Genomic DNA, 25938 nt, shown 5'->3' with positions numbered 1-25938 from the left:
TGTGTTGAACAGTGCACCCTGCGCTGTGGTAACGTCGTCCATTGGAAGGCCTTCTTTGTGTCCGAAAGTGCTGTGTCGTAACACCTTTCTAACACATCGAGGGCCTTCTTCTCTTTTGGCTCATGAATAATCCAGGCTAGGTTGCCCCCGGGGAGTCTGACGCGACTCCCGATGGCGCTCCGGGCCTTACGCGCGGAGCGCTCTTTTTTTCTGTGGCTTCTTCGGCGCGTAACGCATTTCCCGTTGGCGTCAACTCAGAAGCCAAGCCGGCGCTGCTCCCAGGCGCCCGAACGTAAGGATCGACACGCATGCACAAACTGACGACTGGCTTCAGCGCCCTGATCGCGCTCCTGTCTCTACTCGGCGGCTTTGTCGCCCCCACGGTGGCAGCTGCCGCCGATGACACCCTGCTTTACAGCGGCTCCTTCAAAGGTCGGTCGCGGCACAGCACGAGCGGCGAAGTGAGGGTGGTAGAGCGCGACGGGCGCACCCTCGTGATCTTGCAGCAGGACTTCCGCTTCGACGGTGCACCGGACCCGAAGCTCGGCTTCAGCCGTGATCGGCGCAAGCCCAAGCGCCTGTTCTCGCCCCTGTCCTCCAACCGTGGTGAGCAGGTCTACGAGCTGCCCGCAGGCATCGACACTGCTGATCTGCAGGGCTTGAACCTCTGGTGCGAGCGGTTTGGAGTGCAGTTGGGCTACGCGAAGTTCAACTGACTCGAGTGCTCAAGGCGCCGTCGTCCGATCAGCCTCGGGCGGCGGCTTCGTCACATCTACCCAACGGAATCCATCGCGGTTGGGCATGCGCAGGGTGATGAGTACTTGCCGGGTGAGCGGCGCGTCGCGTTCATGTAGACCGTTTAGGTGCAGAAGATAGGCCGTGAGGTGATAGGTCTGCTCGTCGCTGAGGGATCCCGGGGCCTCCATCGGCATGGCGCGGCGTACGAAGTCGAATACGGTGGTGGCGTAGGGCCAGTAGCTGCCAATCGTCTGATCCGGCCATTCGCTATCGAGGGGCATCTGGGCGTAGGCCAGCTCCGGCGCGGTGCCGCCGGCACCGGCCTCACCGTGGCAGTGGGCGCAGCGTTCCGCGAACAGTGCCTCGCCTAGGCTGACATCGCCGCTCCCCTGCGGTAGGCCCGTGCCGTCGGGGAACACGGTGCGATCGAGCGCGAGAAGGGTGCGTTCATCGAGCGGTTGGCCAAGGCCCGGGCCGAGCGGCGGCCCTTCTTGTGCCTGCACTACTGCGGTTAAGAGCAGCCCCACCATCCACGCGCGGGCTCGCCTAGGTGTACACATGGCTGACGAACCCGTCCTCGTCGACGGCGTAGGAGACCACCGCGTTGTAGTGGAAGTAGCCGTGCTTGCCGCGCTTGGCGATCAGCACGTCCCGTTCCGGTTGGACCTCGCCCGTTTCGTCCGTTGCTCGGCTCTTTAGCACCGCCGCCTGTCCTTGCCAATGCCAAGGTAGGCGGAAGCGAGTGAAACACTTAGGTTGAACGGGGCCGTCTAGGGCGGCCTCGGCCCAGCTCTTTCCGCCGTCGGCCGACACCTCCACCCGCACGATCCTGCCTCGCCCGCTCCAAGCCAAGCCCTTCACTTCGTAGAGCCCTCGCTCGTCGAGTACCATGCCCGTCGACGGGGAGGTGATGAGGGATTTCACCTCCATCTCTAGGGTGAACTGGCGCGCCGTGCCGTCTGCCTGCAGCTCCGTATAGCGGGAGGTCTCGTTGCGGGCCATGGCGGGCTGGTCCGCGAGCTGCAGGCGGTGCAGCCACTTTACCTGGGTGACGCCTTCGTAGCCGGGCAGGAGCAGGCGCATGGGATAGCCGTTCTCCGGTCGGATGCGTTCGCCGTTCTGATACAGCGCGATCATGGCGTCGTCGCTGAGCTTGGCCACGGGCACGCTCATGGCAAGGGCAAAGGCGTCGCGACCCTCAGCGACGGCCCAGGTAGCCGCGGGATCCACGCCTACCTCATCCAGGAGGATCGCGACGGGCACGCCGGTCCATTCGCTGTTCGCCACCATGCCGTGGATGTTGCTGGTAGCGGTTTGCAGGGGCTCGTCGTTCCAACCCGCATTGCTGTTGCCGCCGCATTCCACGAAGCACTGCCGAGAGTGCATCGGGTAGCGCAGGAGGGCGTCTATGCTGAAGGCGAGAGGGCGCTTTACCTTGCCGTGGATCGTCAGGCGGTGGCTGGCTGGGTCGATGTTGGGGACACCGTTATGGTGGCGCTCGAAGTGCAGGCCGTTCGGCACGATCGTGCCTTCCAAACGGTGCAGCGGCGTGTAGGAGATGCCGTTACCCGGCGCCATGGGATTGGTCGATGAGTAGCGAATCGTGCGCTTCTCGTGCACCGAAGGGTGGCCGTAGGTCACGAAGCCGCTGCCGGGCACCTGCATGGGATCGGGCTTCTGCGCCATGGGGGTCCGCGGCAAGCAAAAGGCAGCCCCGAGGGCAACGCTCCCCGTGAGTAGCGTGCGCCGGTCGATCAGACCGTTGCCGGCTCCAGGCGGCAACGTCGTGTCGTTCTCATCCCCCATGACGTAACGCTGGCACAGGGGGTGAGGGTGGATCAAGCGGGCGGATCAGCGAGATCGCGCAGGAGCGTGTGCAGGCGAGCGAGGCAACGCGGAGCTTCTTGCGGATCGATCAGGGTGGGGCGCTCTTCGCGCAGGGTGATCTCACCGCGTACCCACGCACGGCACAGCTGCTCGAGGGCGCTCGCCAGCTCGTCGTCCTGGTAGCGCAAGGCCGCTGGGTAGAGTTCGCGATAGGCCAGACGATCGGGCACCAGGGGGCGCGCGCCGTGGGCCACGGCCTCCAATGTGGACACGCCGAAGAACTCCTGCCGCGCAGTAGAGACGGCCAGGTGGCTGCGTCGCAGGAGGGCTTCGTAGGCCTCGCGGGAGGGCAGGTAGCCCCAGTGCACCACGCGACTCCCAAGGCTCTTGTGGGCTTGCTCGAAGATGGCAGGAGAGGTGCGAAAGCGCTCGCCGGCGACAGCGACGCGAAAGGGCACGCCGCGCGCTTGGAGGCGGGCGAGGGCCGAGAAGAACACCTCCGGAGCCTTGTCGTGTTCCCAGCGGTGGTTCCACAGTAGCACGGGACCTAGGGCGCGCGGCTCGCCGGGCAGATCGTCGGTCACTTCGCCGGATGCTCCTAGGCGCAGGGGATAGCCCGTCACTACGCTGCGGGTTTCCAAGCGCTCGATCCAGTTCTGCGGTACGGCGTCGGGCATGCGCTGGAGGAGCGTGCGGCCGGCATCGAGGAATGACTGCCTATTGTACTCACTGTTGAAGGCGCAACGATCTGCTGCCAGGGCCGAAACCAGCTGGGTGAAACCGTAGTGATGGTCCCGTCCATCGGCCGCCTCGTGCTGCACGGGGTAGGCGAGCTGATTCTCGTGAAAGTAGAGCACGGTTGGGATGGTGCTCAAGGCGGGCACCAGGCCGCGCAGTTCGGCGAGGGGGAGAAAGGCGCTCGCCAGCACCACGTCGTAGGGCTTGCTTAGCGTATCCGCATGCGAGAGCGAGAAGTGCACGGCAGCCCCGCGCATGCGCCATTTCCAATGGCGGCCCGGTAGGGATAGGACAGTCCAGCGCGCCTCGATGCCGGTGGTCACCGCGCGCGTGAATTCCGCGTGGGAGCCGGCGTCGAAGGGTTCGATGTAGAGCACGCGAAGCACAGGTTGGGATCACCGTTTGAGCGCAAGACCGTGCCTATGGTACTCGGTGAGCGGGATCGGGCGACGCGCTCGACTTCACTCGCGCCGTGCCGTCTAATGCGGCCACGCCCACCCCCCGCGATGAGAACCTACCCGCCAGTGACGCGCGAACCCGGCTTCCTCGCCCACGACGTCCCTCTGCAGGCTGGGCGCTTAGTGGCGCGCTACGACCGCTTCATCGCCGATGTCGAGCTCGATGACGGCACGGTCGTCCTCGCTCACTGCGTAAACCCGGGGCGCATGGAGGGCCTGGTGGTGCCGGGGGCGCGGGCTTGGATCTCGCCGGTGCCGTCGGACTCGAAGCGCAAGCTCCGCTGGACCCTGGAGCTGCTCGAGCTCGAGGGTCGCTTGGTCGGCGCCAACACGCAGGTGCCGAACCATATCGCTGAAGGGCTGGTAAGCGATGGCCTGATCCCAGGCCTGCGGCGCTTCCGGAAGCTGCAGCGCGAGGTGCGTTACGGCGAGAACTCGCGCATCGACCTGATGCTGCGCGGCGCGACGGATCACCTAGTGGAAGTGAAGAACTGCCACCTCGTCTATCCGGACGGGTGCGCCTACTTTCCGGATTCGGTAAGTGCGCGAGCTGCGAAGCACCTCGATGAGCTCGCCGCCCAGGTGGCTGAGGGCTACCGCGCCAGCGTGCTCTTCATCGTGCAACGCACGGACGCGCAGCGCTTGCGCCCGAGCGCCTTGCACGATCCGGACTTCGCCGCGGCTGCGACGCGGGCGGCGCAGGCCGGAGTACAGTTCCGCGCCGCCATGATCGATCCGACCCTAGAGGGCTATCGCTTCGTGCGCACGATTCCCGTCGACCTCCGGCCCTATGATCCTGCGACCTTAGCGCCCTATCGCGAGGCGCTGAACGCAGCGTCGGGTTGGAAGCGACGGGGCCCCGTGCCGGCGACTGCCCCGTAGGCCGCCCTCACCGCCACCTCATCGCCGTCGAGGACGCCGTCCTCATCGCGGTCGATCCCCATTCGCACGCCGGCGCCCGGTGGTACGCAGGTGAAAGTGAGTACGTTGCCAGGCGCGCGAGACGCCTCCAGCACCTCGCGCAGGGAAAGCTCTTCGCCCGCCCGGTCCAAGCGGAAGCGAGCCGGTGGCATCACCATAGTCATGCCGCGAGCTTCTCCATCGATGATCCCCTGGCCGATCAGATCGCACTCGCCGAGGGCTGCACGCTCGCGCAGCAGGCCCCAGTCCGCGATCGCCTCGGCGAAGTTGTCCGCGCGCAGGGTGATCTGCTGACCGACGATGGGCGCTAGGTTGGAATCCACGGCGAGGAGGAACTCGGCGGTGGCCTCGCGTTCCAGGCGGGACTCGAATTGAGAGAAGCTGAGCAAGAAGTTGGGTAGCGTGTCGAAGGAGCCGTCAAAGATGTAGCCAAAGCCACGGATCTGCTCACCCACTGATGGCCGTGGCACGGAGAAGATACGACCGACGAAGCCCACCTTTGTGTAGAGATTGCGAAAATGAGCAACCTTCATCGGTTGTCCGGCCCGCAGGCCCCCCGTCAGGCGAGATGAACCGAATAGTCCCTGATCCGGATCCACCGTGTGGCAGTCGTTGCAGGGCACCCCTTGACCGCCGATGCGCGTGCGGAAGATCTCCTCGCCGAGCGCTTGCTCGGGCGTGAGGGAGTTGTCGAGGGCGCGGACCGGATTCGGTGGGTAAGCCAGTGCCAAGGCGAAGTCCGTGAAGGCCTCCATCTGCCCGGGGCTCAGCGGCGCGGTGGCGCCGAGCAGGCCCTCGAAGGCGCCGTTGAAGGCGCGGAAGGCCGCGCGCTCATCGAAGGGGTCGCCGCTGTCCGGATCGTTGCCTCCGGTGCGATCTCCGCGCCAATGCATGGGGCCGTGGTTGACCATGCCGCGCAGGGTCTGGGTGGTCAGAGGGCCCTTCATTGGGTGGAAGGGCAATACCTCGTCGTTGGTAGGCACGGGCGGATTGGGGTTCTCCTCGACCAGGCCGTCGGGGTTGCCGAGGTCCCACGCGAGCTGGTCCAGATCGCCGAAGATGTGGCAGCCGGCGCAGGAAGAGTCTCCGCGGCTGGAGCTCAGCCGCGCGTCGTAGAGAAAACGGCGGCCGTTGCGCACTTCGGTGGGCTCGGGGTTGAACATCGCCGCGGACTGGATTGCGCGTCGGCGCTCGAGGTCGATGGTGACCACGGCGTTGTTGAAGCGCGAGAGCACGTACAGGCGCTGTCGGTTCTCGTCGAGCACCAGTCCAGTCGGGCCGCCGCCGGGGACCTCGATGTGGTCGGCCTCGTCGGGCACGAAGGTGCCGTCTTCTAAGGCTTGAGTGTCGAGTGATGCCACCTTGTCCGAGCCCATGCCGGCGAGCCAGAGCGTGGTGCCGTCGTCGCTGATCGCCATGGCTAGGGGGGTCGCTAGGCTGCGTTCGCGCTCGCTCTCGGTGCCCGGGAATCGATCGTAGTCGATATGCCGATTGAGGTGGCGCGGTTGCACCGTGCGGTCGTCCAGGTCGATCACCGTGAGGCGGTTCTCGATGAAGTGACCGCGCACGGTCTCGCCGCCGGAGAGTACGCCGGGGCCCTCGAAGCGCACCTGATTGCGAGCCTCGAGGTTGGTCACGTACAGGCGCGCCTCGCCGGGTTGACCGCCATGTTGAACAAGGTCGTGCCGACCCCGGAGTAGCGCTCTACTTCAACGGGCACGGCGGCACTAGCGTCGATCGCGAAGACGTCGTAGTCGGGCAAGCTGACGCGCACCAGATCGCTCCAGTCGCGGCCGCCGGCGTCGAGCCATCGCTCGCCCACGCTGCTTACGATCAGTCCGACCTCCGGAGCCGCAAGTCCCTCCACGTTCGTGAGCGGTGCGAGCTGCCCCTCGCCACCGACGCGTTCGTGGCTGATGACGGTCGTGCGGTTGCCCGAGTGCAGCACGCCGGCGTAGACGCGCTCGCCATCCGCACTGACTGCCAGGGGGCGTGGGGTATCGCCGAACAGGGTGACGATGGTGAGGGGCTGATCGCGGTCGTCGTTTGCATCGAACACCCACACGTCGGCCCTGCCCTCGGTCTCGAAGGGGCGATAGGGCAGGGGCGAGTGCTGGCCGCGATGGGCGGTGGTGATGAACGCGCGGCGTCCGTCGGGGCCGGCGAAGACGATGTCGCGCGGCTCATCACCGAGGCGTAGGGTGCGCACCACTCGGGGAGGGTCTTCACCAAGCGACACCACTGACACGCTGTCCGATAGGTGGTTGACCACCCACACCTGGTCCAGATCCTCAAGGAGCGCGACGGCGATGGGCTCCATGCCCACGGGCACCGAGTGCAGGTGACGCAGCCCCGTCGCCTCTACGGCGAAGACTTCTAGACGGTTATCTGGCGTATTGGTGGCAAAGAGGCGCTCCCTGTCGGCCGATAGGGCTAGGGGTCTCACCTGACCGGACTCGAAGGCGGTGAACGCGCCCTGCGCGAGGGCGCCCCCCGCCCACCCCAGGCAAGCGGCGAGGCCTATCCAGGGCGCGGGTGTCGTCCAGGACCTGATCATGAGCGCACTCCTTATCCGATAGGAGGTAAAGAAACCCCTTCGGTGGAGCAGACGGACAGTCGGTCCAAATCGGACAGCTCACCTGGCTTGGACGGCGGACGGGTTTTGAGCCGGCGATAGTGGGGAGCCGACGACTGGGCCACCGCCCATCGGGGAGGGTCATCGCGGAGTCACGTTGCCGTGCACAGCGTGGGTCCTCGGCGAGTTTCGTGGCTCGTCAGGGCATGAGACGGCGTTGCCGCAACGCAGCGGACGCCCGGCGGCAGACCCGCCCCAACCCCCGCTCCCCGGCCACAGGGCCTGCTCCCAAGGTCGGCCTCGAAGACCGCCGAGGTGACCTTGGCGCAGGAGCCTGTCTTCTGCGAGGACAACCTGACTCTCTAGCAGGTGCGCTTTGGCGATCGCCTGCGAACGCGTTGGCAGATCGAGGTGGATACGGACTGCCGGGTGGCGGCTTTCGTCCTACAACCGGCGATCGAGAATGCTCTTCGCCACGCCGTGGCACACTCGGCGGCGGCGCTCGCCTCGAGGCGCGAGCGTTGCAGCCAGGCTACCGCGTACGGCTGACCCTGCCGCTTCGGCGCTGCGCCTCTGTGCCATGAGCCGTTGTGCATTACCCGCTTGAGCGTTCACCATCGTAGGGCTGAACGAGAGGTAGAGCACGAGGGCCTTGATCACGGTTGGCGCTAGCGTTCAATCAGTCTGAAGCTCGCGTCCGCCAGTCGCACGCCGTTGATCTGCACTTGCACTGGGTGGACGCCGGGTCTCAGTACCCGCGTCGTGGTGGGTTTCATGGAGAGGCTCCTGGTGAGCGTCAGGCTGCCGCCGGCCGGGATCTCCCTTTGGGTCCACTTGAACACCTTAGGTCCCCTCTCGCCGTTGGCGAGACGATAGTGGATCACGAAGTCGATCATCAGCGGCTGGGCCCTTCGGCTGCGGCTGGCTAGGCTCAACGTAAGTGTTGCCGCGCCGCCGATGGACACGCGCTTGGGGGCGATCGCAAGCTGCGCGTCGAGGGATTTCGGCTTGGAGAAGCCCAGCAGGGCCAAGGCGCGCGCATCGCCCTGCTTCACCAGTGAACGGGCAGCGTGCCTTATCACCCAGTCGCGCCCTGGCGTCGCATCGTGTCGCCAGGACTCGAGGACCTCAAGCACCCGATCGGGGTGATCCTTGGCGATGTCGTTGAGCGTATTGGCCACGGACCGTCGCACGTAGAGTTCCTCGTCGTCCTTAAGCGCTTCGAGGATGGGGAAGATAGGACTTGGATCTTCGATGAGGGCGTGCAGTCGAGCGCCCCAGGGCAGGCGTGGGCGCACCCCTTCGGAGCACCAGCGTCGCACATGCGGGCTCGCATCTCCTGTCCACCTGTCGAACTGCGCAAACACGCGCTGCGGGTAGCGCTCGACGAAGGGCCGCACTGCGAATTCCGAGGAGAAGCGTTGAGTCAACGCATACATGGCCTGCATCGCGGGCTCGAAATGCTCGACGCCGTAGGTGGCAATGAACTGACCTAAGGGTCACTGTAGCCAACCGTCGGTAACTGCGTCGCAGTTGGGCAGCGGCGGCGGCAGGCTTTGGGTGAGCGTGGCGAGGGCCTCCGGAATTTCTTCCGGGAGGTGGAGCCTAAGTGCCTGCGCAAATTGCCGAACGCGATCCATCATTTCGAGTGCGTCAAGTTGGCGCGCAGCATCGGCAACGAAGCGCTTGGTATCGAAGGTTGGCTGCACAGCCTGCACCTGAGCAGCCAGAGACCTCGCGGCAGCGCGGTCGAACCAGTCCTTGAACGCCTTGGATTGCGACATGGATTTCCTCCGGTGGCAGGGCTCCCAATCCGTTTCCAGCGGACGGCTGCCTTGCCGGATCTTACGGACAAAGGGGGGAGCGCTCGAGACTGGCCGGCTCAGGGCGGCATCGGGTCCATGGCGTGGTGCGTTCCGCTCAATGAGACCCTCCTTCCCCAAAGGCGCGGGACCGTTGTCAAGGAGATAGGGGCTGGCCCTCTCGGCGCTGCCTTTGCGTTTGCGGCCCCATGCCTCGGCCTACGCATGGACCGATCGGGCGGGGGAACTGAGAGCTCCGCAGCACGCAGGCATCAGCTACATGATGTCGGACTACAATTACAGCTGGAACGACCGCGCGGGCGAGCTGATGGGGGTACCAGCGCACGTCATGTTCTACGCACCGGGGTTTACCAACGAGGACATCGGCGGTTCGATGGAGGAGGGCATGCGCATCGATCGCGCCGTACCGTATATCGTGCAGCCGGGCATCCACGGCTACATCACCAGCATGGTGGAACGGTCGGCGGCTGCGTCGGCCGTTGTCGAAGCCTACGCCGGCGAGCTGCCGGCCGTGACCGCCGTGCTGAGCGAGCATTCAAATCAGAGCAGAGAGGATGACCATGGGTACCAGAGAGCTAAGGGGAATATTCGTAACAGCTGCAGGTCTGTTGGGGGCGCTATTGGCCGACGCCGAGGTGGTGACCTCCGGCGATACGCACTTTCGCTTGCACCAGGAGGGCGTATCGCCCTTGCCGCCCGCGCAGCTGTGGCAACGCCTGACCGACCCTGCGAGTTGGTGGCACCCGGACCATACCTACTCGGGTGTCGTCAGCAACCTCTCTCTCGATCTCACCGCCGGCGGCCTTTGGCGCGAGGACTGGGACGGCGGCTCGGTCGCCCACGGTGAGGTGTTGTTGGTGTACGCGGCGCGCGAGTTGCGCTTGAACGCGCCCTTTGGTCCACTCCAAGGAGTGGGCGCGCACGTGGTGTGGTCGATCACTTTGGCGCCAGAGGGTGAGGGCACGCGCGTCACCTTCGATGAGGTGGCAAGTGCAGCGCCAGGTGCCGCCCTAGATGAGCTGGCGGGCGCGGTCGACCTCGTAAAGGACGAGGCGATGCGTCGCCTCGTCGGCGAGTGAGAGAGATTACTTCTCGGCGCCCGGGACCGACGCCGCGGGGCACCGCGATCCTGCGCTCCGCATCGTTAGACCGCGAGCATCGCTAGCAGGCCATTGGCCTTCAGGAACAGCTCGGAGCGGTGGGCGAGGCCATTCTCACCACCGTTGACCTTCTTCGTCACCCGTCGCACATCGCCGCGGTCGGCGATGCTGTTGAGCTTGTTCGTGTCCCAGTAAAACACCGCGGACTGGACGGCGTACTCGCTGGCGACAAGGTCGGGGTACTCCACCACGCGCTCGTCCTCGGCCCACTCGGCGAAGGCCTCGTAGTTGCGCTTTCCCGTGAGTTGGATCAGGCCGCGTCCCCGGTAGCGCCAGCCGTCGCCACTCGTCTCGTTGCCATTGCCCATGCGGCCGCCGTACACGCGGTTGGCGATCTTTTCGGGCTGCCGATGATACTTCTGCGCCTCGCGCATCGTTTTGAAGTACTTCGGGAAGACCGCGCGCAGAGCCTTCGCGGAGTAGTTCAGGTTCTCCTCATCGAAGCGCATCATGCCCGACTCGTGGAGGACCTGGGAGAAGAAGTGCGCCAGACGATTTCGGCTGTCGGCGATGCCGTAGGCGGGAAGCGTGTCGACGAGATCGTCGATGTAGATGGCGGCGTGGTGTTCTGCCACGCCCATTTCTTGCAGCAGTTCTACGGGAGCTAGGGCCATCAGCTGGGTCTCCTTGGTGGGCGTAGGTGATCACTAGCGTAAGCGAGTTGTGAAGCAAAAAGGTCTCACGGATACCACCACGTGCTCGAAAGGGCCCTTGGCGAGGTGTAAAGGCGCCTACCCACGCGACCCGCGAGCACCGTAGAGCAGTGTGCCCGCAGCGCGCCACGACCTCTCGTCTATCCCCCCCCCCCCCGCGGTAGCTTCCCGTTGCAGTAGGGGCATCGAGGACTCCGATCGCGCCCTCGGGGCCGACGGCGCGTACAGCCCGAGAGCAGGGTTCGGTAGGCGGCTATTACGCCAGCTCCCGTGTCGCTTGACTTAGAATAGGGTTAGGTAGGACGAACTCTTTGGAAGATGCCTACCTAGCTCGGTTTGGGTGTGCATCATTGGAGGCGGTCCGCACTTGCGCGGCGTTGCTGGTGGCCGCAGCGGCCGCTAGCGTGAAGCGCTAGGGCGCGATGAGATCGCCTGGCGCCTGCCAGGCCCGCCGTTTGAGCGAGAGTTACTCCGTCACCGGAGGGGTCCCTACGTGGTCTGCGTCGAACAGGTGCGGGAGTCCTCGATGGGCTCGATCGCGTTGGCTCCCGCGAGGTCTGCGGCGTTGACTCGCGGATGGCGCTGGAGAAGGCGTCCTCGACGCTGCGTGAGGGCTAGCCATCGAGGCCCTCGAGGGTCGAGACATGGTCGGAAGTGACTTGAGGAGCCTTCGACTGCGCGCGAGACTAGGCGACGAAGGAATGGCGGCAGCAAAGGCCCAATGCTGCTCGAAGATCAGTGGCGTTAGGAACCAGAACCTTGTCATCCACGACCGAACCTCCAGCGAGCGTTGCGCGAGACATTCGCTACACGCGGGTCTACAGAGTGCGAGAGTCGTTCGCCCGCGATGCCCGCGTCGCGCAGAAGCAGTATCTGCGGCTTACCCGGGCCTTCATTGTCACCACAGCGCTCGCCGCCATCACTGGCGGATTGCTTCTCTACGGACTCGAGGCCGAGGAGGACCCTGGCCGGCCCGTGGTGTCGCTGCTGGCGGCGCAAGGCATCCAGCTCTCGCTTGTCGTGCTTGAGGCCTTGTGCTTAGCGGTCGCCGGCTACTGTGGCTACGTACTCGGTGAACTCGATCCGCGATCGCGCTGGAAGACGCGGCGACTCAAGACTGAGGAGTATCGATTGCTCCTTGCCAGTCGGGTCCTCGAGCTAGGTCACGCCGCAGGACCCGAAGACTTTTGCTCAGCGGGTGATTGGTTCTTGGCCTTCTTCGAGGGGCAGCTCGGATACCTTGAAGATAGTAAGGACCGACACCACCGCACGGTCAGCACGTTGATCATCTTTAGTGGATTGCTGGCCGGTCTCCTGGCACTCGCGACCGCTCTCACGGGATTCGACAACAGTGTCGTGGTCGTCGCCGTCGCCCTCCTTGGCGTGGTGGCGCCAGCGATTGCGTCGGCGTTGCGCAGCTGGGGAGAGGCGACGGCGAGCAAACGGCGTGCGAAGTTCCACGAGGAAAGCTGGCTGCAGCTGATGGAGCTTAGCGATCGAGTACCAGCGTTTGAGGCAGCGCTTGCAGGTCATGATCTTGACGGCGCCCAGCGCTTCGCCAACCAGGTCTTTCGCGTGCTGCGCCGCGATCATGAGGGATTCGCTTCGATGTTCGAGGACGGCAAGTTGGACGAGCTAGACAGTGAACGCGCGGACGAGGAGTGACACTCGCCGCGAGACGGCAACAACGCGATCGCCGATTGACGAACTCATGCAGCATGCGCTAGCGTCGTCGGGAAGAAAGCAACAGTCCTTCTTATTCTGTTGCGCCATCACGACTGAAAGGGGGTTGAGGCATGGACGCCAGGATCAGTCTTCGTAGTGCGGTGTGCTTGGCCAGCCGCTTCAGTGGCAGGCTGGGCCCTTGCGTTGTCCTCGGCGCCACAGTCTGTAGCTCCCCTTCTTTGGCCCTCGATCCGCTCCCCGCTGAAGTGCCCGTTGGGGCGTTGCGCCCCATGTTCGGCGGGGATGGCAGTGAGGGGGTGGTCTACGATGGGGACCGCGATGGCGATTTTCCTTTCGAGGATCCGTACGACGCCATCGGCCTTTCGGTCGCCGGCCTCGGCGACATCAACGGTGATGGGTTCGACGACGCGTTCATCGGCGACCCGGGTTTTGGCGGCTTTTACTTCGCTGGCTCTCCTGGTCGGTCCTACCTGATCTTTGGTCGAAGCGATGGCTTCCCCCCCGTCTCGCCTCTGCCCGAGCCTGGCACAGGTGTTTTGCTGCGCACCCTGGGGCGGGACAACTTCGCTGGCGTATCGCAGCGCGTGGGCGACGTGAACGGGGACGGCCTCGACGACATCCTGGTGGGCGCGTGGCGCAAGGCACGCGATGTCGACAACCAAACGACGGGCCAGGCATACCTCTTGTTCGGCCGTCCCGACTTCGGCACGCAGGTCTTGGTGCTAGACAACATTCAGAACCGTCCTGGCACGGGCACGCTTTTCACGGGGTTGAACAACGGCGACGGCACGGGCAGCGATGTCGTCGGCGCCTGTGACCTCAACGGCGACGGCATCGATGACATGCTCATCGGTGCCTACGGTGCCGACGCGGATGGCGTGAACTCCGCTGGCGTTACCTACGTGGTGTTCGGTCGAACCCGGTTCCCGCCAATAACCCCCCTCGGCATTCTCTCTCCGCAGGTCGGGGGCGATGGCAGCGTGGGATTCGTGGTCAAGGGATCCGAGGAGTTCGATCGGGTAGGCAACGACGTTGCCTGTGGCGATGTGAATGCTGACGGCCGGGCGGACCTGCTGCTGAGCCCGTACGTGCTCTTCGGGCGCAGCGACGGCTTCCCGGCAGTGGTCGATCTGGCCGACTTGCGTCCCGAGAACGGTGGGGATGGTAGTCAGGGGTTCCTCGTCAGCGTCGAGCAACCCCTATTGGTCAATCGAATTCAGGCCGCTGGCGACCTAAACGGCGATGGACACGACGACATGGTAGTGGACCTAGGCCGCAGCAACGTGGACTCATTCGGGCCGCGAGTGGCAGCCGTGCTTTACGGCACCGAGCAACCAACCCCGGCAGTGCTTGAACTGGATAGCCTAAGGCCCGGGGAAGGTGGCGATGGGGAGCGGGGGTTCTTCTTGAGTGCCGAGCCTGCTGATGAAGGGCTGGGTCTTCGGCGAGTGGCGAGTGCAGGAGACTTTGATGGCGATGGCATCGGTGACCTGCTCATAGGTCATCCCAACATCAACGCCGATGGCGTAGATCCGGTGAACGTGGAGACGGACGGTGTTACCTACTTGCTGTTCGGCACCACCGATCCCATCCCCGCTGAGGTGGATCTGACGGATTTGCGCGCCGCCAACGGCGGCGACGGAAGCGCCGGTATCGTCTTCCTCGGCGAGCCCGACGCGTTCACCGCCAACACGGCGGCCCTTGGCGCGGCCGTGTCCTCGGCCGGGGACCTAAACGGCGACGGCTACGACGACCTGGTGATCGGCGCGCCGGACTCACCCCAATTCTTGGGCCCGGAAGGGGGGGGTGCGTACGTGATCTTCGGCCGCCCGCGCCGGTAGTCATCTGCGCGAGCGATGCGGCGCTAGTCCGGCCTTTTCGTATGCGGAGCCAGGCTGCTCAGAAGCAACCAGTCGGGAAATGCTCGGATCTGCGCAGGCGTGCCGTGGACGACGACGCGGCCTGCAGCGATCTCCTCCCGCAGATCCCGAAAACCCCGCCAGGCCTCGACGAAGCGGCGAATGTCCGCCTTCACTAACACGTCGGTGTCATAGCCTGGATGCTTTAAGCACATATCCACCTTCTCGCTCTCGCACACCAACCAGAAGCGACCGTACTCGTGCTGACAGCCAGAGAACTCGAACTCGATAACGGTTCTTCCCGCGGGCATCGCGCTGATGTCCAGGCGCGTCGACATGCTCCAGGCGAGGAAGGCGGGGTCGAGGTCGTCGTCCACCATCTGGCGGGCCCAGCGCTGGCCCCATGCGGCCATGCCCATGATCACCTCGTTGAGCTCGAGGCCCGCCTGCGTGGGCTCGTAGCGCGCGCGGCGGCTGCCGTCGACGGCGATGCGCTCAATGATCCCAGCTCGCTCTAGTTCGCCCAAGCGCGTGGAGAGCAGTGTCGGTGAGATGCGCGGGACGCCCCGGTGGATCTCACTGAAGCTGCGACAGCCATCCAGTACTCGGCTGGCGACGAGCAGGGTCCACCGGCGGCACAGCAGCTCGGCAGCGAGGGCAAGGGGGCAGTACTGCCCGTACTCCGAGGTGTTGGGCGCACAGGCCGTGGCCGCGTCTGGCTCGTCCATCGATGGGCTCTCCCGTCGCCTTTTACTACAGAATCAAGAGTAGCCCCCTGCGTTCGCTAGCAGTAGCGTCTTGCGAGTGAAAGCGATGGAGAGTGCGATGGAACGCGTACGGCGGGCATTGGCCGTGCTGGGGGTGCTCTGGGCAGCGCTGGCGACGGCTGCCGACGGCACGTGGGTCGCCGCGTGGAATGAGCAGGTGTTGGAAGTGGCCGAGGCGGAGGATGGCCTGCTCACGCTCAAAGGCGTGCGCGCGGCGGCGATGACCCATCAGGCGATGGCGCGAACCCTGCGTTGCGCTGACACCTGCGCGGACTCCCTGTCGGCCTATGCAGCCGCCGTCGCGGCGCACGCGGTCGCACTCCACGAGTACCCGGCCGCGCGCAGCAGATGGGACTGTCTCCTCGCCAGGGCGCGGCCGGCCGACGCCAGAGCAGCCGCGCTGGAGCCCGTGGGTGCACGAGCCCGCCAGGTTGCCCAAGGCGTGCTCAGGTCGCGCCAGGACGATGGCTGGTCAGCCCCGGCGGAGTACCGTTGGCGCGACCCGGCCCCGGGAGTGTACGCAGCCTTTCCGGAACACTCTCGCACCCCTGCCGATTTCGTTTTCGGCGCCGGTTGGGCGAGGGCGCGACCCTTCGCTCTAAGTTCACCGCAGGAGTTCCGAGTGCCGCCACCGCCGGCTATCGACAGCCTTGCCTACGCCGAGGCCTACGAAGAGGTGCGTCGACTAGGTGCTCAAGACGCGCGCCATCGAACCGCAGATCAAACGCACCTCGCCCTGTGGTGGAAGGACTTCGTCGAGCGCTCGCACAACCGTTTGGCCCGCGAGCTCATCGCCCAGGAGGAGATGGATCTGCGCGAGGCATCCCAACTCCTCGCGTGGCTCAACGCGAGCATCTTCGACGCTTACGTGGCGAGCTTTGACAGCAAGTTTCATCACAATCACTGGCGACCTTACACCGCGATTCGCTGGCCCGACGATGGCAACCCTGCCACGGTGTCCGACGCCACCTGGACCAACACCCACGATCACACGTACGCTTTCCCCTCCTATCCGTCCGCGCACGGCACGGCGTGTGGGGCCGCCATGACCGTGCTAGCGCACGTGTTCGGTGATGATCGTCGGGTGGTCATGCGCACGCCCTTCGTGGATGGGCAGGGGCCGGGGTCGAGCAAGCGGCAGATGATCCCACCGACGCGCGAGTTCCGGGGTTTCTTGGCCGCCGCCGATCAGTGCGGCCGATCTCGCGTCTTTCTAGGCATCCACTTTACCTACGACGCCACCCAGGGCGTAGCCCTCGGCCATCGCGTGGGGCGCGCGGTGCTCGAACGCCTGGTGCTTGGGCCCTAGGGCGCCTCGCGATGCCGCTCGACGAGCGCGTCCGCTAGGAAGTCATACACGGGCCGCACCCGAGCGTTTGTGCGCAGCTCCTGGTGGGCGACGAGCCAGAGCGGTATCGGCAGCGGGGCCATCTGCGGCACCACGGGCACGACGTGCGGATCGCGATCGCCGATTGTGCTCGGCATCACCCCGATCCCCACTCCGCGCTTCACCATCTCCCAATGCACGATGTGATTTTCCGTGACCACGGGAAAGTTGCGCTGCGTGAGGTGAAAGCCGCGCTCGTTCAGCGCTTGCACGAAGCGCTCGCTGCGATCGAAGCCGATGAAGTGCGCGTGACTGAAGTCCTCGGCGCGCGTGGGTTCGCCTATGGCCTCGAGGTAGTGCGGCGCCGCGTAGAGCATGGCGCGAGCATCGGCGATATGCCTGGCGATCAGATCCGATTGCGTGGGCTTGAAAGCGCGTAGGGCGATGTCCGCCTCGCGCCGCTTTAGGTCGCTGGTCTCGTTGGTGGCGATGATCTCTAGGTGGATGCCGGGCTCGAGCCGACGCAAGCGGGCGATGAGCTCCGGCAGGATGTGCGTGGCCGCCGCCTCGGTGGCGCTAATGCATACGTTACCTTCGAGGGATGTGGCCTGGCCTGTTGCGGCGAGGGACAGCTGGTTCGCCGCCTCCGCCATCGACTGCACGTGCTCGAGCAAGGAGAGCCCGCTCGGGGTCGGTTCCAAGCCGCGCCCGCGGCGCTCGAAGAGCACCACGCCGAGCTCCTCCTCGAGCGCCGCCACCTGCCGGCCCAGCGTCGGTTGCGTGGTGCCCAGAGCGCGAGCGCCGGCGGAGAGGGAGCCTTCGGTCGCCGTCACGAGGAAGGCCCGGGCGCGATTCCAGTCGAAGCCTATCGATCGCCAATCCATGCGTTCTTGCCTATCAGATGTTCCGGTTTGGGCATTTTCTATCTAAAAACGTATAGATAAGCTACTTCTAACGTTGAGCGTTCCGCCGCTCACCCCATCGAGCCATCTACGCGGAAGGAGGTTTCTCATGGCATCGGCAATGGGATTTTGGGATCGCATCGCAGACAGCTACGCCGCCAAAGCGGTGCCCGACGAGGCGGCTTACGCGCACAAGCTCGCGGTGACGGCGCGCTATCTTCGCCCAGAGCACGAGGTGCTGGAGATTGGTTGCGGCACGGGCACCACGGCGTTGCATCACGCCCACCGCGTCGGCCACCTGCGGGCCGTCGATGGCTCGTCGAAGATGATCGAGATCGCTCGGGCCAAGGCGGACAAGGCAGGGGTCGAGAACGTGGACTTCGAGGTGAGCACCATCGAAGCACTCGATGTACCCGCCCAGAGCGTCGACGTGGTCATGGCCCACAGCATCCTCCACCTCTTGGATGACTTGCGCGGCACCTTGAAGCGACTGCACGACATGCTGCGTCCGGGCGGCGTGCTAGTGAGCAGCACCGCGTGCCTCGGCGACAAGATGTGGTGGTTCGGTCTCATCGGTCCTATCGGCCACGCCCTTGGCCTGCTGCCGCTAGTGCGCGTGTTCACGCGCAAGCAGTTCGAGCAAGCGGTCATCGAGGCGGGCTTTGAGTTGGAGGTGCAGTGGGTGGCTAACGAGGGCAAATCGCACTCGGTGTTCATCGTGGCGCGACGCCCCGAGTAAGACACCCCGCAACATGTCCCACGCGCTGGGACGCGGTAAGGTGGCGCTGTTCATACCCTGGGAGAGCCCCCATGCTGCGTCCCCTCTTCGTTTGCCTGAGCGCCACGCTGCTTGCGACTGCGGTCGCCGCGGCGGCGGAGACGGTCGTCGAGCACGATTTCCTCACGATCGGCGAACCTTCCGGCAGCCAGACCGTCACCTACGCAGATGACGGCTCGCTATCGGTCGAGTTTCACTTCAACGATCGCGGCCGCGGCCCTCAGACCAGGAGCATCGTGCGGCTAGATGCCAACGGTTTGCCCGTGTTGCTTCATACGACCGGGGTAAACTACTACAAGGCCCAGGTCGACGAGCAGTTCTCTCAGGTAGAGGGCACGGCGCGCTGGCGCTCCACCGTGGAGCAAGGCGAGCAGAAGGTGGCAGGCCCTGCGGTCTACGTGCCATCGAACAGCTTCCCCGAGTACACGGCTATCCTCGCCCGCGCGCTGCTTGCGCAACCGGAGCGTCGCCTAGCCCTGCTGCCAGCCGGTGAAGCCAACATTCGCGAGGTCGAGTCCATCACCCTCGACGACGTCGAGCGTTCGCAGATCACTCTCTACGCGATCACCGGACTCGGTTCGATGCCCGAGTACCTGTGGTTGAACCAGGCGGGGGAGCTGTACGGGGCCGACTACAACTGGTTCGGGGTCACGCCCAAAGGGCAGGGCGCCAGCATCGCCCAGCTGAAGGAGCGCCAACAGGCGGCCCAAGATCGCTACCTGACAGACGTTGCGCAGCGCCTGCGCGAGCCCCTGGAGGGCTTGGTGGCGATCGTCAACGCCAGGTTGTTCGACGCGCAGAACGCTCGGGTCTTGCCCCAAGCGAGCGTGTTTCTACAGGATGGCGTGATCAGTGCGGTTTACGAGCAGTCGGTGATGGCGCCGGAGGAGGCCACGGTGATCGATGCCGATGGCATGCTGCTCATGCCAGCTTTGTGGGACATGCATGGGCATATCGGCGCCTCGGACTACCTCAACTACCTAGCCGCGGGCGTCACCAACGTGCGCGATATGGCGAATGACCCAGACTACGTCCTGCGCACGCGCCGTGAAGCGGCGCACGGGCGCATCGCCGCACCAGACATCTACCCGATGGGCTTCATCGACCGTCGCGGCGAATTCGCCGCGCCGACGGGCATGCTAGCGGCTACGCTGGAAGAGGCGATCGAATTCGTTGACTACTACGCGAGGCGGGGCTTCCACGGGATCAAGCTCTACAGCTCGATAGACCCCGCATGGGTGGCGCCCATCGCCGAACGCGCGCACAGCCTAGACCTCACGGTGCTCGGGCACATTCCCTCGGGCATGACTGCGGCCGACGCAATCCGGGCGGGCTTCGACGAGGTTACCCACGTCAATATGATCCTGCTCAATTTTCTCAATGGCGCCCAGATCGACACGCGCACGCCCCAGCGCTTCATCGTGCCGACCCGCGAGGCGGGCGAGCTCGATCCCTGGTCGGCCGAGGTATCCGACTTTATCCAGCTCATGCGCACGCACGGGGTTGCGCACGATCCGACCTACTCCCTGTTCATGCAGATGTTCACCAACACGCCGGGGGAGGTCTCGAGCCTAGCGACTCCCTTCATCGATCACCTGCCTCCCACCTTGGCTCGGAGCATGGTGAGTGAACCCGGTTTCAACGAGGGTATCGAGGTCGAAGGGCGCGCGACGGCGCAGATGACCCGTGCTCTGATCCGACGCCTGCACGATGCCGGCATCCGCCTGTTGCCGGGCACGGATTGGGGGCCGGCGGGCTTCGCCGTGATCCGCGACATGATGTACCTGGCTGAAGCGGGCATTCCGCCGGCCGATGTGCTGCGTGCGGCCACCCTCGGCGCCGCCGAGCACATGGGCGTGGATCAACAGCTGGGCTCTGTGAGCAAAGGCAAGCGCGCACACCTGGTGCTCGTGCCCGGCGATCCCCTGAGCGATCTGTCGGCGCTCTACGGGGCCCGCTACGTGATCAAGGACCAAGCGATCTACCGTCCGGCCGATCTGCTGCGTGAGGCCGGCTTCTTGCCCTTCGGCGATGCTCGTTGATCACTGGCCTTGGGCGGCGGTAGCCGCTTCGCTGATCGGGCAATCACCGGCGTCGAAGTGCAACCGGGTAGTGAATCCCTCGCCGTGTAGGAAGGCCTGCTGAAGGCGGTAGGCTTCGAACTCGCGCGCCTGGCGCTGGTTGCAGTCGTCAGCATTCAGGCCCGCGTGATCCTGCAGGAAGTGCACCAGCTCGTGCAGCACGAGCGATCGTGTCACCGGATCGTGCTCTGCGGCTCGCAGGCGCTCGTCCAGGTAGATGACGTTGCCGTGATCGAGGTACAGACCGTGCACGTTGGTGCAGCGCGCGGCGCTGCCGCTGGGGCAGGTCCTCGCCTCCAACCATGCGGCCGATCGGTACTCGAGGGTCGGCATCTGCTGCGGCAACGGATAGCCGCTCAGTTGTGAGGCCAGCGCTAGCAGCAGTTCGAGCATCGTCGCAGTCCCTGGTGAGTAATCCGGTCAGGTCCTTCGACTCTGGCGTTCGCTGGGCGCGCCGGGAAGCAGACTGGTTCACACTGCTCGAAGTGCATGTAGGCGACATGAGCGCGAGCGCGGCGATGCTATCCTTCACCACCAGCCCACCCACCTGCGAAGGACATGCCGTGAATGTGCTGCTGCTCTCCCCTGGATACCCCGCCGACATGCCCGAGTTTGCCCGTGGCCTGGCCGAGAGCGGAGCGCGCGTTTTCGGCGTAGGCGATTCCCCTGTCCAGGGCTTGCCTGATCTCGTACGGCACGCTCTCAGCCACTACGTACAGGTGCGCTCGCTCTGGCGCACGGATGCCCTGATTCAGGAACTGGTGACCCAGCTGCGGGGCGTCGAGATAGACCGCATCGAGTGTCTTTGGGAGCCGGGCATCGAGTTGGCCGCGACCCTGCGCGAGCGCTTCGGCGTGCCCGGCATGGGCCTCGCCCAAGCCAAGCTGTTCCGCGACAAGGAAGCGATGAAGCACGCCCTCGACGAGGCGGGCATTCGCACACCACGCCACCAAAAGGTAGACAGCATCGCCGGCGCTTGGGAGGCGGCGGAGCGCATCGGCTACCCTCTCATCGTCAAGCCCATCGCCGGCGCCGGTTCCGCCGACACCTATAGAGTCGATTCGGCGGATGACCTGCGCCACGTGTTGCCCAAGCTCACCCATGTGCCGCAGATAAGCGTGGAGGAGTTCGTCGACGGCGAGGAGTACACCTACGATACGATCACCATCAGCGGCGAGATCGCCTACCACAACATCGCCTGGTACCGTCCGCGGCCGCTCATCGCGCGCAGCAACGAGTGGATCAGTCCCCAGGTAATCGCCCTGCGCGAGGTGGAGGATCCATCCCTCGCCGAGGGGGCTCGGATGGGCCGGGAGGTGATCGCCGCGCTTGGGGTTGATACGGCCTTCACGCACATGGAGTGGTACCGCAAGGCGGATGGCGAGGTGGTGTTCGGCGAGATCGGCGCCCGACCGCCCGGGGCCCATCAGGTCGACCAGATGAAGTGGGCCTGCGACTTCGACGTGTTTCGCGCCTGGGGCTCAGCAGTGGCTCGCGGGGAGCTGGGCGAGGCCTTCGAGCGTCGCTACAACGTGGCCACGATCTACAAGCGCGCGCGAGGCGTGGGCCGCATTCGAAAGATCGAGGGCACGGACGCCTTGCAGCGTCGCTTCGGGGAGCACGTGGTTTGGAACACGTTGCTCCCGGTGGGGTCGCAGCGACGGGACTGGCGCAAGACCCTAGTCTCCGACGGTTTCATCATGCTCCGCCATGAGCAACTCGACGCCACGCTGGAGATGGCTGACGCGGTGGGGGCAGATCTTCATCTAAACGCTCAGTAGGGGCGATCCATCCCTCAGGCGAGTTCGACCCGCACGAGCTTAACTATCTCGCTCAGTGCATCCTCCACGCGTGCCGTCTCCGGGTGGCGCACGATCACGTAGCCGTCTCCTTCGTAGGAGCTGGAGGGTACCTGCCCTTCGCGCGGCAGGCGCGTTTCCATCACCAGGTCCCCGAAGCGACGTTGGGCCTCGTCGAGGCCGTGGATGCGCCGGACGCGGCCGACGCCTTGGCCGCGAAAGTACGCGGCCCCGGCGGCGTAGCGGCGCTCGGGCGGTTCGAACTCGCCGAGGATCATCAGGCGGGCCCACACTCGGTAGAAGTTCACGTCGTGAGCGTAGGAGAGCAGGGAGGTGAACTGAGCCCCGGGCGGTCGCGCGCCTACCTCGGATACCGCGATACGTCCGTCCGACAGGTGAAACCACTCCATGTGGCTGAGCCCAGTCTCCAGCCCCAAGGCGCGAACGCCCTGAGTGGCGGCGGCGCGGATCGGATCGAACTGCGTGTCGCTGATGTCTCGGGGCAGCACCACGATCCACTGGATCCACGGGTTCTTCATGACGTGCAGGGGCGAGGGGAAGTAGCGCGAGATCGAATGCCAGCGCAGCTCGCCGTCTACGCACACGCTGTCGAAGGAGTACTCCGTGCCGGCGACGAACTCCTCGTAGAGCGAGGCTTGGGCGGGCACCGGTGGGTACATGGAGAGGAAGCTGTTCAGCTGGCCGTCGTTATCGAGGCGATAGGTACCCTTGCCGCCAGCACCGGCTGGCGGTTTGACGATGATCGGGTAGCCGACCTTGTCGGCGAAGGCCTTGGCCGTCGCCGTGTCGCCGACTAGCGCATGGCGAGCACAGGGCACGCCATGGGCGCGCAGCACGTTTTTCATTTGTGCCTTGTCGCGGAAGTTCTGTGCAGCTTCCACGCTGAGCCCCGCGATGCCGAGCACTTCGCGCGCGGCCGCTAGCGGCACCTGGAGCTGCTCCAAAGAGGCGATGTAGGCCCGCGCGGGGCCGTGGCGCTGCTGCAGGTTGCGGGCCGCATCTACGAGCTGCTGAGGATCCAGCCCATCGCGCACCTGAGCGTGGCCCGCGAGCAGGTGGCGAATCTCCGCGGGCACTTTCTCTAGCCGATCCTGGCTGACCAGCGTGAGGTTCACCCCGGGAGTCTGGGCCGCGGCGCTGATGAACTTCAGCGTCGCGTCCATGAAGAACGGCGCTGCAAAGATGGCGTGTGTGCTCATGGGCCTAGTTTACCCGCGAGCGCGCGTGCCCGCCTGCGGGGGTAGTGATCGCGCTAGACTGGGTGCCGGTACCACGGTCGATCATCGGGATGGAAGCGATGGCGCAAGACGCGTTGACCGACGCAGCGCAGGGGAAGGTGGTGGTGCTGACCGGAGCCGGCGTCTCGGCGGAGTCTGGGCTCGCCACCTTCCGCGACGCGCACGGCATCTGGGCTCGCTACCGCATCGAAGACGTCGCCACGCCGGAAGCCTTCGCCCGCGACCCCGTGCGTGTGCTCGAGTTCTACAACCTACGCCGCGCCCAAGCCGCCGCCGAGGAGGTGGTGCCGAACGATGCCCATCGGGCCCTTGCTCGCCTCGAGCGCGAGTGGATGGGGGAGTTCCTCCTGGTTACGCAGAACGTCGATGACCTGCACGAGCAGGCCGGCTCCGGCGAGGCGTTGGTGCACATGCACGGCGAGCTGCATCGCAGCCGCTGCCAGCAGTGCGGCACGGTGGTAGGGGGGCTTGGGGCGCTTAGCGTAGAGATGGCGTGCGAGGCGTGCGGCGCGGTGGGCGGGATGCGTCCAAACGTGGTCTGGTTTGGCGAGATGCCGGTGGCTATGGACCGCATCCACGACGCCTTGGAGGCCTGCGCTCTGTTCGTCTCGATCGGCACCTCAGGCAACGTCTACCCGGCGGCGGGTTTCGTGCGCGCGGCCCGTGCTGCGGGCGCCTACACTCTCGAGCTCAATCTCGAGCCGTCGCAGGGCGCGTCCTCCTTCCACCAAACACGCCAGGGGCCTGCGTCAACGCTGGTGCCGTCCTTCGTCGACGCGCTGCTCGCCGGTGAGCTATCCCTATAGCCAACCCATCTCGATCGCCTTCAGCACAGCGCGCGTACGATCGCGCACGCCGAGCTTCGCCAGTACGGCGGATACTTGGTTCTTGATCGTACCCTCGGATTTCGAGAGTGCAGTCGAGATCTCCTTGTTCGAGTAGCCGCCCGCCATCAAGCGCAGGACCTGCAGCTCGCGAGGCGACAGGGGTTCCGGCGCATCGCTAGCCTCGAAGGGCGCCGCCTGGCGGGTCAGGCCGTCGATGACGGTCTCGGTGATCGCAGGCCTTAGCATGGTCTTGCCCTGGCAGACCGAATCAATCGCTTCGATCAACACATCGAGGGAGACATCTTTCAGCAGGTAGCCCTGGGCTCCTGCCTCGATCCCATCGAGTACCAGGCGGTGATCATCGAAGGTGGTGAGGATGATCACCGGCGTCTCGTTGCCGCTCGCCCGCAAGCGACGAATCGCCTCGATGCCATCGACCCGGGGCATCCGGATGTCGATGAGAAAGACATCTGGCGAGAGTGTCTCGGCGAGCTGGGCGACATCCTCGCCGTCGTTGCCCTCACCCACCACGTCCACGCGGTCCGACAGCGCGAGCAGGGACTGAATGCCGGCACGGACCAAGGCTTGATCTTCCACTAACACGACACGGCGCATTAGGCGCCTGCCTTCGGCGCCGCGCTCAGGGGCAGGCGCAACTCTAGGTGCATGGCCTGCTCGCGAGTAACGAACTCGAGGCTGCCGGCCAGGGCCTGGGCGCGCTCGCGCATCCCGTTCAGTCCGTTACCTGGCCGCAGCTCACCCTTCACGCGTCCGTCGTCGTGGATCTGCAGGTTGACGTGATCTGGCTCGCGGCGCAGGCGGATCCAGCTGTGCTGAGCTTGAGCATGGCGCAAGGTGTTGGTGGTCGCTTCCTGCACCGTGCGCAGGAGCGTGCTGGCAGTCGCCACATCGTCGACCGGGAAGGGACTGGGCACGTCCAGGTGCACGGTCAGGCCGGGCGTGTGTTCGGTGACGGTCTGCAGCGCTTGAGACAGGTCGAGGCCGGCATCGGCACGAAGCTCGCCGACGGTCTCGCGCACGTCGCTCAGCAGCAGGCGGGCGAGCGTGTGGCAGTGTTCCAGGCGCTCACGAAGCTCGCCATCGGCGGTGCGCGAGGCGACCTGCAGGTTGATGCTGAGGGCGGTGAGATGGTGGCCCAGCATGTCGTGTAGGTCTCGCGCGATGCGGGCACGCTCCGCCGCCCGCGAACTCTCGGCCAGCAGCTGGCGCGTGCCGCGCAGCTCCCGGTTGGCCGTGGAGGCCGCGTCGCGGGCGATCCGCGCGGCGAGCGTTTCCCGCGCGGAGACGAGGGCGAACAGATGAAAGGTGCCGAAGAGGAGGGCGTCTCGTAGCGCGTCCGACTCCTGCCAGACCAAGCGGCCAATCAGGTACCAGGTGAGTGCGATCGCCGCCAACGCCGCCCAGGTGAATCGGGCGTTCGGTACCACCGATGGCAGCATGGCGATCCAGATGATGGTGTAGATTTGCAGCCAGTCGAAGGGCAGCAGCACGCCCACGGAGAAGGCGAGGAGCAGCTGGATCGTGCACAACAGGTAAGTGACCGTGTCCGTCTGCTTGCGCAAGGTGATCCCAAGCATCGCCACCAGATAGGCGAGCTGCAGGGCGATGGCGGGCGCTGCGAGCGCCGCGATGGTACTGCCGGTATTGCGTGGATCGTTGATGGTGCCGACGGTCAGGGTGAAGACCACGGCCCAGGTGATGAGTGCGGCCGCGAGACGGCCGAGCTGTTGGGGCAACGA

The 25938-nt window shown here is 65.4% G+C and carries 24 protein-coding genes; 10 read left to right on the top strand and 14 right to left on the bottom strand.

Annotation, left to right across the window (positions count from 1 at the left end):
- Window positions 1-308 precede the first annotated feature (308 nt).
- Window positions 309-716: a DM13 domain-containing protein gene (locus AAGA68_23650; GenBank protein ID MEM9388071.1), complete on the top strand. Its 408-nt coding sequence runs from the start codon at window positions 309-311 to the stop codon at window positions 714-716.
- A 9-nt stretch (window positions 717-725) separates the two neighbouring features.
- On the opposite strand, the gene AAGA68_23645 is transcribed toward AAGA68_23650, so the two are convergent.
- Genes AAGA68_23645 through AAGA68_23635 form a run of 3 tightly spaced genes read right to left on the bottom strand, consistent with a single transcriptional unit; the run spans window position 726 to window position 3689 of the window.
- Entirely contained in the window at window positions 726-1298 is a 573-nt protein-coding gene (locus AAGA68_23645; protein MEM9388070.1) for a cytochrome c, read from the bottom strand.
- Window positions 1285-2544 carry a sulfite dehydrogenase gene (soxC, locus tag AAGA68_23640; GenBank protein MEM9388069.1) on the bottom strand — a complete coding sequence of 420 codons (1260 nt, stop codon included), beginning with the start codon at window positions 2542-2544 and terminating at the stop codon, window positions 1285-1287. Before soxC ends, AAGA68_23645 begins: the two co-directional genes overlap by 14 nt.
- Before the next feature lie 32 nt (window positions 2545-2576).
- Window positions 2577-3689, bottom strand: coding sequence for a DUF3524 domain-containing protein (locus tag AAGA68_23635; protein ID MEM9388068.1), 1113 nt, complete (start codon window positions 3687-3689; stop codon window positions 2577-2579).
- A 138-nt stretch (window positions 3690-3827) separates the two neighbouring features.
- On the opposite strand from AAGA68_23635, the gene sfsA reads away from it, so the two are divergent.
- Window positions 3828-4643 carry a DNA/RNA nuclease SfsA gene (gene sfsA / locus AAGA68_23630; protein MEM9388067.1) on the top strand — a complete coding sequence of 272 codons (816 nt, stop codon included), beginning with the start codon at window positions 3828-3830 and terminating at the stop codon, window positions 4641-4643.
- Here the strand turns inward: sfsA and AAGA68_23625 are convergent.
- The 4 genes from AAGA68_23625 to AAGA68_23610 all read right to left on the bottom strand — a co-directional run bounded on the left by AAGA68_23625 (window position 4574) and on the right by AAGA68_23610 (window position 9041).
- Window positions 4574-6319: a hypothetical protein gene (locus AAGA68_23625; GenBank protein MEM9388066.1), complete on the bottom strand. Its 1746-nt coding sequence runs from the start codon at window positions 6317-6319 to the stop codon at window positions 4574-4576. The two genes, sfsA and AAGA68_23625, sit on opposite strands and share 70 nt — an antisense overlap.
- Window positions 6316-7239 carry a hypothetical protein gene (locus AAGA68_23620; GenBank protein ID MEM9388065.1) on the bottom strand — a complete coding sequence of 308 codons (924 nt, stop codon included), beginning with the start codon at window positions 7237-7239 and terminating at the stop codon, window positions 6316-6318. Before AAGA68_23620 ends, AAGA68_23625 begins: the two co-directional genes overlap by 4 nt.
- Window positions 7240-7925: 686 nt before the next feature.
- Complete coding sequence (locus tag AAGA68_23615; protein ID MEM9388064.1) at window positions 7926-8705, bottom strand: DNA alkylation repair protein; 780 nt, start codon at window positions 8703-8705, stop codon at window positions 7926-7928.
- A 51-nt stretch (window positions 8706-8756) separates the two neighbouring features.
- Window positions 8757-9041 carry a hypothetical protein gene (locus AAGA68_23610; GenBank protein ID MEM9388063.1) on the bottom strand — a complete coding sequence of 95 codons (285 nt, stop codon included), beginning with the start codon at window positions 9039-9041 and terminating at the stop codon, window positions 8757-8759.
- 599 nt (window positions 9042-9640) lie between these two features.
- On the opposite strand from AAGA68_23610, the gene AAGA68_23605 reads away from it, so the two are divergent.
- Window positions 9641-10159 carry an SRPBCC domain-containing protein gene (locus AAGA68_23605; protein ID MEM9388062.1) on the top strand — a complete coding sequence of 173 codons (519 nt, stop codon included), beginning with the start codon at window positions 9641-9643 and terminating at the stop codon, window positions 10157-10159.
- Window positions 10160-10224: 65 nt separating this feature from the next.
- Here AAGA68_23605 and AAGA68_23600 read toward each other — a convergent pair whose 3' ends face one another.
- Entirely contained in the window at window positions 10225-10854 is a 630-nt protein-coding gene (locus AAGA68_23600; GenBank protein MEM9388061.1) for a glycoside hydrolase family 19 protein, read from the bottom strand.
- Window positions 10855-11652: 798 nt separating this feature from the next.
- On the opposite strand from AAGA68_23600, the gene AAGA68_23595 reads away from it, so the two are divergent.
- On the top strand, window positions 11653-12558 hold the full coding sequence (locus AAGA68_23595) for a hypothetical protein (GenBank protein ID MEM9388060.1): 906 nt from the start codon (window positions 11653-11655) through the stop codon (window positions 12556-12558).
- Window positions 12559-12848: 290 nt separating this feature from the next.
- The gene (locus AAGA68_23590) at window positions 12849-14420 is read left to right on the top strand and encodes an integrin alpha (GenBank protein ID MEM9388059.1); all 1572 of its coding nucleotides are present in this window, start codon (window positions 12849-12851) and stop codon (window positions 14418-14420) included.
- A 23-nt stretch (window positions 14421-14443) separates the two neighbouring features.
- Here AAGA68_23590 and AAGA68_23585 read toward each other — a convergent pair whose 3' ends face one another.
- Window positions 14444-15166: a helix-turn-helix domain-containing protein gene (locus AAGA68_23585; protein ID MEM9388058.1), complete on the bottom strand. Its 723-nt coding sequence runs from the start codon at window positions 15164-15166 to the stop codon at window positions 14444-14446.
- A gap of 97 nt (window positions 15167-15263) precedes the next feature.
- Here AAGA68_23585 and AAGA68_23580 point away from each other — a divergent pair, with 97 nt between their 5' ends.
- Window positions 15264-16514 carry a vanadium-dependent haloperoxidase gene (locus AAGA68_23580; protein MEM9388057.1) on the top strand — a complete coding sequence of 417 codons (1251 nt, stop codon included), beginning with the start codon at window positions 15264-15266 and terminating at the stop codon, window positions 16512-16514.
- On the opposite strand, the gene AAGA68_23575 is transcribed toward AAGA68_23580, so the two are convergent.
- Window positions 16511-17416, bottom strand: a complete 906-nt coding sequence (locus tag AAGA68_23575; GenBank protein ID MEM9388056.1) for a LysR family transcriptional regulator — start codon at window positions 17414-17416, stop codon at window positions 16511-16513. The two genes, AAGA68_23580 and AAGA68_23575, sit on opposite strands and share 4 nt — an antisense overlap.
- 127 nt (window positions 17417-17543) lie before the next feature.
- On the opposite strand from AAGA68_23575, the gene AAGA68_23570 reads away from it, so the two are divergent.
- Complete coding sequence (locus tag AAGA68_23570) at window positions 17544-18173, top strand: class I SAM-dependent methyltransferase (GenBank protein ID MEM9388055.1); 630 nt, start codon at window positions 17544-17546, stop codon at window positions 18171-18173.
- A 71-nt stretch (window positions 18174-18244) separates the two neighbouring features.
- Window positions 18245-20254 carry an amidohydrolase family protein gene (locus AAGA68_23565; protein ID MEM9388054.1) on the top strand — a complete coding sequence of 670 codons (2010 nt, stop codon included), beginning with the start codon at window positions 18245-18247 and terminating at the stop codon, window positions 20252-20254.
- On the opposite strand, the gene AAGA68_23560 is transcribed toward AAGA68_23565, so the two are convergent.
- Window positions 20255-20686, bottom strand: coding sequence for a DUF6647 family protein (locus AAGA68_23560; protein ID MEM9388053.1), 432 nt, complete (start codon window positions 20684-20686; stop codon window positions 20255-20257). It abuts the gene before it with no gap.
- Window positions 20687-20700: 14 nt separating this feature from the next.
- Between AAGA68_23560 and AAGA68_23555 the strand changes: the two genes are divergently transcribed.
- A complete protein-coding gene (locus tag AAGA68_23555; protein ID MEM9388052.1) occupies window positions 20701-22074 on the top strand; it encodes an ATP-grasp domain-containing protein in 1374 nt (457 codons plus the stop codon).
- 14 nt (window positions 22075-22088) lie between these two features.
- Here the strand turns inward: AAGA68_23555 and AAGA68_23550 are convergent, their stop codons facing one another.
- Window positions 22089-23312 (bottom strand): ATP-grasp domain-containing protein, encoded by a 1224-nt coding sequence (locus AAGA68_23550; protein MEM9388051.1) that lies wholly within the window; start codon window positions 23310-23312, stop codon window positions 22089-22091.
- 98 nt (window positions 23313-23410) lie between these two features.
- Here AAGA68_23550 and AAGA68_23545 point away from each other — a divergent pair, with 98 nt between their 5' ends.
- Window positions 23411-24157: an NAD-dependent deacylase gene (locus AAGA68_23545; protein ID MEM9388050.1), complete on the top strand. Its 747-nt coding sequence runs from the start codon at window positions 23411-23413 to the stop codon at window positions 24155-24157.
- Here the strand turns inward: AAGA68_23545 and AAGA68_23540 are convergent.
- Complete coding sequence (locus AAGA68_23540; GenBank protein ID MEM9388049.1) at window positions 24152-24793, bottom strand: response regulator transcription factor; 642 nt, start codon at window positions 24791-24793, stop codon at window positions 24152-24154. The genes AAGA68_23545 and AAGA68_23540 overlap by 6 nt on opposite strands.
- Window positions 24793-25935, bottom strand: coding sequence for a histidine kinase (locus AAGA68_23535; protein MEM9388048.1), 1143 nt, complete (start codon window positions 25933-25935; stop codon window positions 24793-24795). Before AAGA68_23535 ends, AAGA68_23540 begins: the two co-directional genes overlap by 1 nt.
- Between the last annotated feature and the right edge of the window lie 3 nt (window positions 25936-25938).

The sequence above is a fragment of the Pseudomonadota bacterium genome (genome assembly GCA_039193195.1).
GTDB lineage: Bacteria > Pseudomonadota > Gammaproteobacteria > Steroidobacterales > JBCBZW01 > JBCBZW01.
This window is presented reverse-complemented; position numbering and strand designations above follow the sequence as displayed.